The sequence below is a fragment of the bacterium genome (genome assembly GCA_024224155.1).
In the GTDB taxonomy this organism is placed as follows: Bacteria; Acidobacteriota; Thermoanaerobaculia; order Multivoradales; family JAHEKO01; genus CALZIK01.
In genome coordinates, this window is the sequence record JAAENP010000544.1 from 1 (window position 1) to 12,835 (window position 12,835).

Below are 12,835 nucleotides of genomic sequence, written 5' to 3' on the forward strand. Positions count from 1 at the left end.
CCAGACGGTCCGGTCCAGGACCTCCCCGAGGCGATGCGGACAGTTGTCATCACGCGTCAGGGCGAAAGCCTCAGGCGGCTAAGCTCATGTCCCTCAGTGAGTTAAAGGATTCGAGTTGGGCGAAAACGGTGTTCCAAATCTCTCCCGTTGGGGACACCATGGCCCCCGCCGGCGTAGCGGTCGACCTCCGTCGGCGGCTCCTTCGGACCTGAGAGAAATTCGGCAGGCTTGCCTCTCGACTCGTTCTCGCCGTTCGCCCTCTCTGCTCCGAGTTGCCGGCTACCACTTAGGGCTCGGCTTTGCCGGCAGGCTCGCAGACTGCCTGCACGGCAGGGTGCTCCAGCTGCCGTTCGACGGTGACCGCGTAGTAGCGCGCATGGGTGCCCTCGAGTGAGCCCAGGCACTCGACGCCATACTGGCGCTTGAGATCCTCCGCGATGATCAACGGCGCTGGGAAAAGCCCGGCACCGATCTCGCCGAAAGCCTTCATCAGTGCCCCGTCTTCGAACTCTCCTACGACCCTTGGTTGGAGTCCCTGCTCTTCCAGCCAGCGACCGAAGGCTCTCCGGATGGAGGAGTTGGGAGTGGGCATGAGGACAGGGGCTGCTTCGAGCGACTCGGGGAAACCGTCACCGTGCTGTCGACACAGCTCCGGAGTCCCGAACACCGCGATAGCACAGTCCTGGAGAAGCCGGCTGAAGGCTCGGATAGTGGACCCGGGGTCGGCGGGCGCGTCGAGGAGAATCAGATCGAAACGATGCAGCGCCAGCTCAGCGAGGAGGAGCTCGGGACGGCCCTCTCGGCAGGTCAACCGTATCTCCGGGGAGACAGTGAACGCGGGCTGCAGGAGCTTCGTGGCGACCAGCTTCGGTACGGCGTCGGCGATGCCTACCTGGAGGCTGAACGGACCCTCTGTATCCCAGCCTTTGAGAGCATGGGTCAGCTCGCGGCCGAGCCCAAAGATCTGTCCGGCGTAGCGAAAGGCGATCTGGCCGACGTCGGTCAGGCGAATGTTCCGGCCCACCTTGCGGAACAGCTTCACCTCGAGAGCCTCTTCCAGTTGGCCGATCTGCGCGCTGATCGTGGACGGTGAGAGATCGAGAACCTCGCTGGCGCGCGAAATCCCGCCCTCTCTGGCTACGATCCAGAAGTAATAGAGGTGCTGAAAGTTGAGGAAGTCGACCGGCATTCGTTCATTCGTACGAAGCGAAGCGAAACCTCGACACTTCTGTCGAGGTTTAAGTATATCCCTCTCGATAGCGCCATTCGTCTGCTGGTGCAGCGCTCGTCCGAGCTTGCAATCCTGGCCCGAGCCGAACCTCGCGAACAATAGTTTGGAAAAAACGATTGAATCTTTCGATCGCACGGTATTGATTAGGCTTTCCCGGTCTCGTACTCTCTCCCTGGGAAAGAAGCGACAGGCACCGATCCTGGAAAGAGGTGACCGATGGCACGGCAGGACGCATCCACCAGCCGGGGGCGGGCGGACCGCTCGAGGGCAAGCACGCGGTCCGACTACGAAGGGGCAGAGCTCCAGATCCTGACTTCGTCGAGCTACTGCGCGGTCTGCAATCTCACATTCGGCAGTCAGGAGAGAAGAGTGTTCTGGAGCGAGAAGGAAGCCCATCCAGCGTGTGTAAGGAGAGTCCGCAGATTGGAGGCCGCCTGACCCGAAAGGGCCTCGGCGGAACCGAAGCAAGTGTCAAGCGCCCGAGATCCCGTGCCGGAGCGACGCCCTGACCCGACTGGGCGGGGCTGGACGCCTCCTCCGCTGCCGCCTACCGGAGGACATGTTTCCGGCGCCGAGTCGCGCAGCTCCGGCGGTGTGGAGAGTTTCCGCAACATCCTCTTCGTCGCCGGCCTGGACCATGGGCCGGTCCCGAGGCGAGCCCTCGAGCGGGCACTCAGCCTCGCTAGAGCAAACAGGGCGAAACTGACGTTCATCGATGTCGTGCACGAACCGGAGCTGTTTCGGGAGATTCTCCCTCCTGGGATTCTCGCCCGGGTCCGCGGTGACCGGTGCCGATTGCTGACTCGTCTGGCGGCGGTAGCCCAAGAGCGGGGCGTCGAAACCGAGACGGAGCCCGCGGCCGGCAAGCCCTTCCTAGAGATCACTCGGAAGGTCCAACGTTCCGAGCACGATCTCGTGATTACCACAGGAGGCAGCAGCCTAGGCGAAGGGGCCATTGACAGAACGACCATGCAGCTCATGCGCAGGTGCCCTTGTGCGACCTGGGTCCTCCGAGCGCATGCGGCGAACCGCTTCACCCGGGTTCTGGCCGCCATCGACCCGGATCCGGCCGATCCGGAGAAGGACTCGCTCAACCGAAGGATCGTGGAGCTTGCGACCTCCATGGCGAAGCTAGAGAGAGGCGTGTTGCACGTGGTCCACGTGTGGCAACTTCCTAGAATACCGCCGGGGTCGTCCGGGGAGGTCTGGAAGAGGTGGGAAGCGACCGCGCGCAGCGAGATCAATCGGCGACTCTCTGAGTTCCTCGCGGAGTACGATCTCGGCCCGGACCCAAGAGTTCATCTTGTTGCGGGAAGACCCGCCGTTGCGATATCAGAGCTGGCCAGCGAGGAGCGGATCGATCTGCTCGTCATGGGTACGTTTTGCCGCACCGGTGTCCGTCGCTTCTTCATCGGCAACACCGCGGAAGGGGTGCTGGAGAGAGTGGACTGCTCGCTCCTGACGGTCAAACCGGATGGCTTTGTCTCGCCGATCCGGCTGCCTGGGTTTCAGATGTCTGACCGCGCGCCCGCTGACCCGGAGGCACGATGAAACGCCTCAAGAGCATCCTTCTGTACGCGAATGGGGCGCCCGGCGCTGACGTGGCGCTACGGCGGGCCGAGGCGCTTGCCGCCTCGAATGAGGCGTTGCTCTGGGTAGTGGATGTCTTGCCGAGCCGGGATCGGCCCTGGTCAACGCTGGGGGGAGATCCCGAATCCCGACAGGCGGTCGTTGCCGCTCGCCTGCGGGAGTTGGATCTCCTGGTGACCCCGGCCTGCCGGCGGGGCGTGGCTGTCCGAGTCAAGGTGCTGATCGGCAGGCCGTTCGCCGAGCTCATCCGCGAGGTCCTGCGCAATAGACACGATCTTGTGGTGCTGAACGCCGGTACGGAGGAAGGTTGGCCGGGGCCGCTGTTCGGGAGGACCGATCTGCGCCTACTGAAGGATTGTCCGTGCTCCGTCTGGGTGAACAGGCAAGTCGAACACGGCCGACACCGGCGGATACTGGCCGCACTGGACGCGGGTGAGGATTGGAGCGAGCGACAGCGGGAGAGCCTGCGGGTACTGGAGCATTCGGCGCTATTGGCGGAAGCCGACGACAGCGAGCTTCGGATCGCCTACTGCCTGGGTCATTGGACCTCCTACAACTCACCGAGGCTCGTGACGACCGCTCTGGGCCACTACCGTCGTCGGATCGCTGAGCTTCTGTCGCGGTGCGACTTGAGCCGCGTGCGGCACGATGTGCGCCTGGAAAGGGCAGCAGCCGTGGACGTAATCGCCGCCCACCGTGAGGAGGTCGATGTGCTCGTGATGGGAACGGTCTGGAGGAGCGGGCCGGCAGGTGTGCTGATCGGCGACGCCGCCGAGGACGCTTTGGCTCGAGTCGATTGCTCCGTCCTGGCCGTCAAGCCGGAGGGGTTTAGGACGCCAGAGCGATTCGGCGAGCGGCCGGGCTCGAGGCCGAGCGTCGCTGCATAGCGGGCAGCTTGAGCACGGGCTCCTCGGTCGTTTGGGTAGCGCGGGAGCTGGCTGGTGAACCCTTCACCGAGGGGTCAGGCCGTCGGATCGCCATCGAGGAACCGGAAAGCACGATCGATCTCCTCGTGGCCGCCCACCAGGACCAAGCAGTCGCCGGGCTCCAGGCGGAGGTCGGACGACGGGTTCGGATACGACTGCTCGCCGCGAACCACGGCGATCACGCTGGTCCCGGTCTGCCGCCGCAGATCGAGGTCCCTCAAGGTGCGGCCGGCCGCGCCGCTTTCCGACACGATGCGGTAGATGTCCGTGGTTCCGGCCTCTAGGGCCTCGAGGACGGCTTCGAAGGCCTGGCCTACCGGGGCGTGCCGCAGCATCTGGTACGCCTCGCCGCGCAGGGCTCGTGTCTCCGCGCGAATCACGTTGCGCGGCACGTGGTAGGCCGTCAGAACGCGCGTGAAGATCTCGATCGCCGACTCGAACTCCTCGGCCACGACCTGGTTCGCACCGGCCTCGCGGAGGTCCTCGATCTCCTTGAACTTGCTCGTGCGGACCAGGATCTCGATGTCTGGCGAGAGCTCTCGAGCCGCTTTCAAAGAGCGACTTACGGCGCTGAAGTCGGAGATCGCGAACACGATCATCTTGGCGTCTTGGACACCGGCCCGTTCCAAGATCTCTTTCCGCGCTGCGTCGCCAAACAGCACCGGCACTTCTTCACCGCGCGCGCGGCGCACGGCGTCCGGGTCGAGCTCCACTACCAGGTGGGGGATGTGGGTCTCTCGCAGGATCCGGGCCAGCAAGCTGCCGTTCATCCCGTAACCGACCACGACCACGTGGCCGGAGGGCGCCTGGCCCCCCGGCGAGCCCTCGTCGGGGTCCGGGCGGCGCGCCCGCGCGGCGACCCGGGTGCCCACCGCCGGCGCGACGCGCACCAGAATGGGCGTCAAGGCGACGGTCAGAACCGCTGCCACCAGGAGAATCTGGAACCGTTCCCCCTGCAGCAGGCCGTTGGCACGGCCGACCTCCATGAGGACGAAGGAGAACTCGCCGATCTGTGCCAGGCCGATGCCGCAGATGAGGGCGATGCGCAGCGTGAACCCAGCCAGCTTGAGCGCCGCCGCAGCCACCAGCGCCTTGCCGACGGCCAGGAGCAGGGCCAGCCCGACGAGCAACGGCAGTCTGGCCAGAGCGAACGGCAGATCGACCAGCATGCCGATAGAGACGAAGAAAATGCTGGCGAACAGGTCGCGGAACGGACCGATATCGGCGATCACCTGATGGCTGTACTCGGTCTCGGCGACCAGCACTCCGGCGAGGAACGCGCCCAAGGCCAGGGAGAACTCGAGACGCGCCGTGAACCAGGCCATGGCCAGGCAGGTGGTCAGGGCGCCGAGGACGAAGAGCTCGCGGATGCGGGTGCCGGCGATCATCCGCGTCAGCTGCCGTATCAGGACACGGCCGACGAAGAACACCAGGGCCACCGCCGCCAGCCCACCGCCGAAACGCAGGGTCAGGCTCGAGGCGGACGCCTCGATCGAGCCCGACAGGACCGGAGTGAGGGCGATCATCGGCACGATCAGCAGGTCCTGGAAGAGCAGCACGCCCAGCACCACCCGGCCCGGTGGCGTCGTCGTCTCGCGCCGCTCCTGGTACTCCTTGAGAACCACCGCGGTGCTCGACAGGCTGACCACGAAGCCGATGAAGAGGGCGCGGGCCAGTGGCAGCCCGAAGCCGATGACGATCCCCATGGTCAGCCCGGTGGTCAGCGCCCACTGCAGGGAGCCGCCGATCAGAAACGAGCGGCCGAGGGTTCTCATCTCGGCCGAGCTGAGCTGCAGCCCGATGACGAACAGCAGCAGCACAACGCCGATCTCGGCGAAGATCTCGACCTGCTCGGTCTCCGGCACCAGGGCCAGGCCCGAGGGACCGACGAGGATGCCGCTGATCAGGAAGCCGACCACCGGCGGGATGCGCAGTCGGGCGGAGAGCAGCACCACCGCGACGGCGGCGGCGAGAACGACAACCGCTTCGGAGAGGAACTCTACGGTCTCCATCGGTCTCTAGTATGGCGGATTACCTGATGGAGCCTGACCCGGGCAGCCACGGCTCAGAGATCGATCTCCAGCCTTCGCCGCTTCTTCTCCCACCGCTGGCGTGCTAGCTTCCGAAGGTCCTCGATCTCGTCATCTTCATCGACGACCTCGAGGACGCCCATCCCGATATCGTCGCAGCGCACGACCTAGTCGAGCAGGGCGACGCCCTCGCCGGCGGGTCGAGCTACGAGGAAGGGCCCTGACGGTACTCGCTGGATTTCCTGACTCGGCTGGGGGACGGCTTTTTTGGAGAGGATCTAGAGGCTGCGTAGTTTGGCTCGAGCTCACTCCCGCTACCGGCGGCGCCCTTCCCACTTCTGCCGCGCCAGTTTTTGGAGGTCGTCGACCTCGTCGACCTCGTCGACGATCTCCATTCCGATGAGGGTCTCGACGATGTCCTCGAGCGTCACCAGACCGGCCAAACCGCCGTATTCGTCGAGCACCAGCAGCAGGTGAAGCTGGTGGTCGAGGAGGCGCTCGAAGACCACCTCAAGCGAGGTCTTCTCGCTGACGACCTGGACCTCGCGCCCCAGCTCGCGAAGCAGACGTGAGCCCCGTCCGGCGAGCTTATCGCGCATCAGGTCGACCTTGAGGACAAAGGCGAGCACGTCGTCGAGGTCCTTGCGGTAGATGGGGATTCGCGAGAACGGAGGGTCCGGGTGCTCTGCGAGCGCGGCGTCGATGCTCAGGTCCTGCTGCAGGGCGAAGACGACTGTTCGCGGAGTCATAATGGCTTCGACCCGTAGCTCGCGGAAGCGGAAGAGGTTCTTGACGATCCGCGACTCCTCGACCTCGATCTGGCCGCGCTCGACGCCGACATCGGCAAGCGCCGCAAACTCCTCACGGCTGAAGGAGTCGACCGGCCTGCCCCGGGTAATCAGCTTGGTGAGAAGCTCCGAGACCCAGACGAGCGGATGAAGGACCACGAGGAGGATCCTCACGAAAGCGGCCGTCGGCGCGGCGAGTCTCCGCCAATAGACGGCGCCGAGGGTCTTCGGAACGATCTCTGAAAGGAACAGAATCAAGAGTGTCAGCACTGCCATCGCCAGCCCAACCCAGCGCTCCCCGAAGTAGACGGCGGCCTCGGCGCCAGCACCGCCGGCCCCGACCGTATGGGCGATCGTGTTGAGGGTCAGGATGGCGGCCAGCGAGCGGTCGATGCTCGACTTGATGTGCTGCAGGCGGTCGGCCAGCGGCTTTCCCTGCTGCCGCAGGTGGGCGATGAACGACGGCGAGACGCTCAGTAGCACCGCCTCGGCGACCGAGCAGAGGAACGAGAACACGAGTGCGACGCCGGCATAGACGATCATCAACACCAGGTATCGGGCCTCCGCCGTTCCTTCGCCTGAGCCCGTGGGCGGACCCGCTGCCGAGGCGACAACGACGACCCCCAGAGCCCCGATCATCATCAGCAGGGGGAATGGCATGCGGCGCATGTCCCTAGACCTTACTCGATCTTTGCTTGACGGGAGGTCATCGCACCCTTGCGGGTTAAAGACCCATAAAGGTGGCCTCCTGACAGTGGAAACGGAGCTGACAGGTCTGTCTTGAGGCCGTTCATGAGTGCCGAGACCATCTCTCTGTATTGACTGACGTTTTGGTACTCAAGGGGCGTAGGAATTCCTAGACGATCCGCGTTCTCCATGAAGAGAAAAACAGAGCGCAGCTCAGCGTTAACGTGCCACCCGATGTAGCTCTTGTAGTCCTTTTCGTCCGATGGCGGAGGGCCCGGAAGCTGTGGAGCGTACTCGTCGAGTCGCCCCGGTCGGAAAGCAGAGGGTACTAGCGACCACGAAGCGTCGCTCTGTCCGCGGAATACAAATCCGCTCCTGCCCCGCATTCGAGCCCTGAAATCGTCTCGCGTTCGGAACCGCTTCCCTAGGAGAAAATTGAGAAGTAACTCCGCCGAGTCGAACCCATGCCTCCGAGGTCCGGTTCTTGGTTGATTCCAATCTTCGACAGCGGCCCATCCCACTGCACTATCCTCAGTGACAACCATTGGCGGCAAAGGGACCGAGTGTGCCTTCTGCTTCGCCGCAGCGACGCGCTCGCCGAGCTTCCTACGCCACTGCATTGCTGACCTCCCGCCCTTCCCGGGTCGCGAGGATCTGTTCCACCTCTTCAATCGTACACCTCCAAGGGGACGGTGCGCCAAGACCATGGCACCTCTAGGGCGGCAGGCAGCGTCGCCTTCATTGCAGGTACAGGCACACCTACTCGGGCGCCGATCTCCCCTTTTCGATATCGGTGAAGTCTTTGTCGACGATGATGTCGGCCAGTTTCTTGTGTTCTCTGACGATCCGGTGTTCGCGCTCAAGGATGCTCTCCATCAGCTTGTCGAGGATGTCCCGGGCGCGGGCTTCCCTATCGGCCCGGGTGTCGTGATAATCGCGATCGATAAACACGTGGCAATCGATAAAGTCGAGCGCGGTGGCGTAGGTGCCCTCGGCGATGAGCACATCGAGATGGGCCACCTGCATCACCTCGGTGGTCAAGCGGTCCTCGTTGTAGATCGACAGCGGCTTGTAGATGTCCGGGTCGCCGCGCTTGAACGAGCGCAGGTTGCACTCCATGAAGTCCAGCCGGGCTTCGTACATGCCCACTTGGTCGATGTTGCGCGTGCGCATCCGGTGGGTTGTTCTCGCCGGGAAGATGAAGTAGTCATCCATCTGGAGAATCGCCGCGCGCGTGCCGCGCTCTTCGAGCAGCCGCGCGATCTCGGACGCGATCTCCGACTTGCCGGCCCCGGATTCGCCCCCGACGGAGATCGTGTACTTGCCGCGGGCTTCGATCTCCGGTCCTATGACCCCGAGTATCTTCCGCGACACGAGGGTGTGCCCCGGCTTGATGAGAAGCTTGTCTCCTTCCATCTGGCGAGCCTCCTGGAATCCGAGGGGCGGGTGCTAGGCGCCCACGCGCTTTTGCGGCAGCACTTCCCGGTAGACCCCCATCATCCTTTCGGCGATTCGGGCCCACGTGTACCGGGCAACCACCTTCCGGTGGGCGTTCATGCCCAGGCGGGCTCGCTCCTTCTCGTCGGCCAGCACCTTGACGAGGGCCGCGGCCAGCTCCTCGCGGTCCGTCGGCTCAACGAGATAGCCCTCTTCTCCGGGACTGATGATCTCGCTCGGACCGCCGTTCTTGGTGGCTACCACGGGAAGACCGGAAGCCATGGCCTCGAGCATCACGATGGGGAAGATGTCGTAGCTCGACGACAGCGAATAGACGGCGCTGGCCCAGAAGAACGCTGCGATCTCCTTGTTGAGCACCGGCGGGTGGTAGATGACGTGCTCGCGGATGCCGAGCTCATCCACGCGGCGCTCGAGACTCCTGGAGAAAGCCGTTTCCACCCAGGCGACGAAGAGGAACTTGACGTTCTTCGCGCTGGCGCGCCGGACCTGCTCGACGACCAGGGGCGCAGCTTCGATCAGCTCCCGCTGCCCCTTTCTCGGGTCGAGCCGCGCGATCAGCAGCACCGGGAGGTCGTCCGGGCCCAGGTTCAGGCGGGAGCGGAGCGCAACGAGCTTCTGCTCGTCGGGCGGATAGAAGTCGGAGACCATTACCCCGTTGTTGACAACCCGTATCTTCGCCGGATCTGCGGCGTACTTGTCGGCGATATAGGCCCCCTCCTCGATGGTCAGCGGGCAGATGCAGTCGGCCGCGTCGAGAGCGGCCTGTTCGTGCTGGATGCGCGCGCTGAAGCTGTACTTCTCGTCGAGCTCCTCCGCGGTGCCCTCCTTCATGCGCAGCGCGTTGTCCCGCTTGCGAATTCCGAGGCTGTGGGTGGCGCAGAGAAAGGGCACCTTCCACCGCTTGGCGAGATGATGCGCGACGTACCAGCCGTCGGCGTAGTGCCCGTGAATCAGGTCGTAGCGCAGTCCGCGCGCCTTGGCATAGGCGGCGACTTCGCCGACGAACCCTTCGATCGGAGGGCCCCAGAATTCCTCCTTGGGCAGATAGCGATCGGTGGGCCCGAGCGGCAGGCGGATGATCCGCACGCGCGGGTGGATGTCGATCTCGACGCTGTCGCCGTCCTCGTAACGCGCGTAGATGTCGACCTGGAGATCGAGGAAGGCCTCGGCAAGCGCGATGGTGGCCTGATACATCACCACCGTCTGCCCCCCCTGGGACTTCTTCCCGAGTCCGTCCTCGCGAAGTATGTGGTCGGGCCAGCAGTGTGGGGAGACCCAGACGATTCGCATCTCTAGCTCCGATAGCCGTGCGGGTGATTGCAGTGCCAGTTCCAGGCCGTCTGCAGGATCGCCTCCGGGTCGCCGAAGCGAGGGCGCCATCCGAGCTCGGCGCGGATCTTCTCGGAAGAGGCGACGAGGCGCGCTGGGTCGCCGGCGCGGCGGGGCGCGTCGATCGCCTCGATCGGGCGGCCGGTGACCTTCGAAGCTACCTCGATGATCTCCTTCACCGAATAGCCCGTTTCGCAGCCCAGGTTGCAGATGATGCTCTTCCCGTTGTCCATCAGATGTTCTGCGGCCAGGAGGTGGGCCTCCACCAGATCGTTGACGTGGACGTAGTCCCTCAAACAGGTGCCGTCTGGCGTGTCCCAGTCGGTGCCGAAGATCTGGACGTGCGGCCGCTGGCCCAGTGCCGCCTGCAAGACGATCGGGATCAGATGCGTCTCCGGCGAGTGATCCTCTCCGATCAGTCCGGACGGGTCGGCGCCGGCCGCGTTGAAGTAGCGCAGCGTGGCGAATCTCAGGCCGTGGGCCGCCTCGCAGTCGCTGAGCATCTGTTCGATGAACAGCTTCGAGCGGCCGTAGGGGTTCTTCGGGCCGGTGGGATCCTCCTCGGCGATCGGAATCCGCTCCGGCTCGCCGTAGATGGCGGCGGTCGAGGAGAAGATGAATCGGTCGACCCCGTGCTCCTTCATCGCCAGCAGCAGATTGGTCGTCTTGCCGGCGTTGTTCCGGTAGTAGGCGAGCGGCTCCCGGACCGACTCCTCGACGAGGCTCAGCGCGGCGAAGTGCATCACGCAGTCGACGGCGAGGTCACCGAAGATCCGATCCAAGACAGCCCGATCTCCCAGGTCGCCCTCCACGAACGTGCCGCCCACCACGGCCTCGCGGTGGCCCGTGTTGAGGTCGTCGAGGGTGATCACCTCGTGGCCCTTTTCCAGCAAGGCCTTGACCATATGAGAGCCGATGTAGCCGGCCCCGCCGACTATGAGGAAAGTGCGCATGGCTGGTTCTCCCGTTCTACCAATCCGCTGTCGATCGAGTGACCGGAACGGCGGCGAGACCCACCGTACACAGAAACCCCAGGGAGGTACAACTTCTCCCTCGCGGAGCGCCCGCCCTCGGACTGGGAATCTTCTTTTCTGGGGCACAGGGCGTTGGCGGCGAAGCCGGCTGCGCAGGGCTGATCGGGGGACTCCTGGCCGGTGCTGGACAGCATCAAGGCCTGGTTGATGCCGACCGGACCGCCCAGATAGATCGGATCGGGGCTCTGTGATGCCCAGTCGGCGTCCGGCAGCAGGTCCTTCAGGGAACCACTGGTCGGGCGGTTGAGAATCACTCCGACTGCACCAGTTTCGCCGTAGTCGAGCAGCAGTACCACGGTCCTGATGAAGCTCGGGTCGAAGAGGTCTTCGCTTGCGACCAGGAGCTTGCCTTTTGCCGGACCAGCGTCCGCCCGTGCCGGCACCTGAGTGGTGAGAACGAGGATCAGGGCGAGCGCTGCGATCTGCGGTACGGCCCATCCCGCCTTTCCGGGTGGCGCTCCGTCGTCACCTCAGGCGTAATCTAAAGAACGCCTCGATAAGGGCACACCTGAGAAGATCCAGGGCCGCCGAATCTGGGTCAATACCGACACCATTGACGAGAGGTTCGATCAGGTTCCTGGGCGAGGGAGCGCCCGACGACCACGACACTCCTGTGAGAGGACAGGCGATGGAGGAGCACTCCGCAGTCGAGACGCCGGTGAAGAGCGGACACTCGGTCTCCAAGCGGAAGTCTAGGAGACGGCTGCACACTTCTTTTGCGAGTTGACCGGGAGCAATCATGAAGATCCTACTCGTAGCACCTGACATCTCATCAAAACAGGAAAGCCAGAACGACTTCGTCTATTTCTCGAGCTTGATCAATAAAGCCAGCAAGAAGCAGACGGGCCACAAACTGGGGGTTCTCCCTTTGGCCCTTCCCACTCTGGCCGCCTTGACTCCTCCCGGATTCGATGTCCGTATAGTCGATGAAAACATCGAGGACATCGTTTTCGATGCGCCCGTTGACATCGTCGGCATCACCTTCCTGACCTGCTACGCCCCCGAGGGGTATCGGCTTGCTGACAGATTCAGAGCCGCGGGGGCCCACGTTGCCCTTGGCGGTGTCCACGTCACCATGTGCCCCGAAGAGGCATTACAGCACGCCGACACGGTGTTTCTCGGCGAAGCAGACGACACATGGGAGGTGTTTCTCGATGACTTCGAGAGAGGAAGGCCGAAACGGCTGTATAGGCCTGAGAAACGACCGGATCTGAAAAGACTGGTGATCCCCAGGTGGGATCTTGTGCAGACCGAGCATTACCGCTCCAATCTCGTTCAGACATCTCGTGGCTGTCTCTTTGACTGCGACTTCTGTTCCCTGCCGAGCTATATCGGCACTCTCCGTACGAAGCCCGTCGAGAACGTGATCGCAGAGATCAAGGCGACGAAGGCCTATCGCCGCTTCCCGGGGCTACACTACGTCTACTTCGCCGACGAGGATATCGCTTGTGACAAGAAGTACGCCAAGAGGCTCTTCGAGGCCATGATACCCCTGAAGGTCAGGTGGGTCAGTCAAGCCAGTCTCAACATAGCCAAAGATGATGAGCTCCTGGAGCTTGCTGCAAGGAGTGGATGTGAGGCGGTCTTCATCGGTTTCGAGTCCATCCGTCAGGAGAACCTCGATTCTGCGGGGAAGGGAAAGCTCAACAGAGTTCGGTACTTCAAAGAGGCTATCGACAAACTGCATCGCAAAGGCATCGCGGTTTTTGGCTTCATTATGTTCGGCTTTGACGGAGATGATCCCTCCGTCTTCCAAGAGACC

At 63.7% G+C, this 12,835-nt stretch carries 10 protein-coding genes; 3 read left to right on the forward strand and 7 right to left on the reverse strand.

Annotation, left to right across the window (positions count from 1 at the left end; all coding sequences use genetic code 11):
- Positions 1-286: 286 nt before the first annotated feature.
- Positions 287-1,189, reverse strand: coding sequence for a transcriptional activator NhaR (gene nhaR, locus GY769_25140; GenBank protein MCP4205209.1), 903 nt, complete (start codon positions 1,187-1,189; stop codon positions 287-289).
- Between the two features lie 636 nt (positions 1,190-1,825).
- Between nhaR and GY769_25145 the strand changes: the two genes are divergently transcribed.
- Together GY769_25145 and GY769_25150 are read left to right on the forward strand one after the other, a co-directional pair.
- On the forward strand, positions 1,826-2,782 hold the full coding sequence (locus GY769_25145) for a universal stress protein (protein MCP4205210.1): 957 nt from the start codon (positions 1,826-1,828) through the stop codon (positions 2,780-2,782).
- Positions 2,779-3,708 carry a universal stress protein gene (locus tag GY769_25150; protein MCP4205211.1) on the forward strand — a complete coding sequence of 310 codons (930 nt, stop codon included), beginning with the start codon at positions 2,779-2,781 and terminating at the stop codon, positions 3,706-3,708. Before GY769_25145 ends, GY769_25150 begins: the two co-directional genes overlap by 4 nt.
- A gap of 74 nt (positions 3,709-3,782) precedes the next feature.
- Here GY769_25150 and GY769_25155 read toward each other — a convergent pair whose 3' ends face one another.
- The 6 genes from GY769_25155 to GY769_25180 all read right to left on the reverse strand — a co-directional run bounded on the left by GY769_25155 (position 3,783) and on the right by GY769_25180 (position 11,456).
- A complete protein-coding gene (locus tag GY769_25155) occupies positions 3,783-5,759 on the reverse strand; it encodes a hypothetical protein (protein MCP4205212.1) in 1,977 nt (658 codons plus the stop codon).
- Positions 5,760-6,091: 332 nt separating this feature from the next.
- Positions 6,092-7,225: a DUF21 domain-containing protein gene (locus GY769_25160; GenBank protein MCP4205213.1), complete on the reverse strand. Its 1,134-nt coding sequence runs from the start codon at positions 7,223-7,225 to the stop codon at positions 6,092-6,094.
- A 786-nt stretch (positions 7,226-8,011) separates the two neighbouring features.
- Complete coding sequence (locus GY769_25165; protein MCP4205214.1) at positions 8,012-8,668, reverse strand: hypothetical protein; 657 nt, start codon at positions 8,666-8,668, stop codon at positions 8,012-8,014.
- 33 nt (positions 8,669-8,701) lie between these two features.
- Positions 8,702-10,000, reverse strand: coding sequence for a glycosyltransferase family 1 protein (locus GY769_25170; GenBank protein ID MCP4205215.1), 1,299 nt, complete (start codon positions 9,998-10,000; stop codon positions 8,702-8,704).
- A gap of 2 nt (positions 10,001-10,002) precedes the next feature.
- A complete protein-coding gene (gene galE, locus GY769_25175) occupies positions 10,003-10,992 on the reverse strand; it encodes a UDP-glucose 4-epimerase GalE (protein ID MCP4205216.1) in 990 nt (329 codons plus the stop codon).
- Complete coding sequence (locus GY769_25180) at positions 10,974-11,456, reverse strand: hypothetical protein (protein ID MCP4205217.1); 483 nt, start codon at positions 11,454-11,456, stop codon at positions 10,974-10,976. Before GY769_25180 ends, galE begins: the two co-directional genes overlap by 19 nt.
- A gap of 356 nt (positions 11,457-11,812) precedes the next feature.
- On the opposite strand from GY769_25180, the gene GY769_25185 reads away from it, so the two are divergent.
- Positions 11,813-12,835: radical SAM protein (locus tag GY769_25185; protein ID MCP4205218.1), on the forward strand; the 1,023-nt coding region annotated here is incomplete at its 3' end.

Coding starts and splice junctions, on each gene's coding strand:
- nhaR (MCP4205209.1), bottom strand. CDS start 1,189: ATGCCGGTCGACTTCCTCAACTTTCAGCACCTCTATTACTTCTGGATC.
- GY769_25150 (MCP4205211.1), top strand. CDS start 2,779: ATGAAACGCCTCAAGAGCATCCTTCTGTACGCGAATGGGGCGCCCGGC.
- GY769_25155 (MCP4205212.1), bottom strand. CDS start 5,759: ATGGAGACCGTAGAGTTCCTCTCCGAAGCGGTTGTCGTTCTCGCCGCC.
- GY769_25160 (MCP4205213.1), bottom strand. CDS start 7,225: ATGCCATTCCCCCTGCTGATGATGATCGGGGCTCTGGGGGTCGTCGTT.
- GY769_25165 (MCP4205214.1), bottom strand. CDS start 8,668: ATGGAAGGAGACAAGCTTCTCATCAAGCCGGGGCACACCCTCGTGTCG.
- GY769_25170 (MCP4205215.1), bottom strand. CDS start 10,000: ATGCGAATCGTCTGGGTCTCCCCACACTGCTGGCCCGACCACATACTT.
- galE (MCP4205216.1), bottom strand. CDS start 10,992: ATGCGCACTTTCCTCATAGTCGGCGGGGCCGGCTACATCGGCTCTCAT.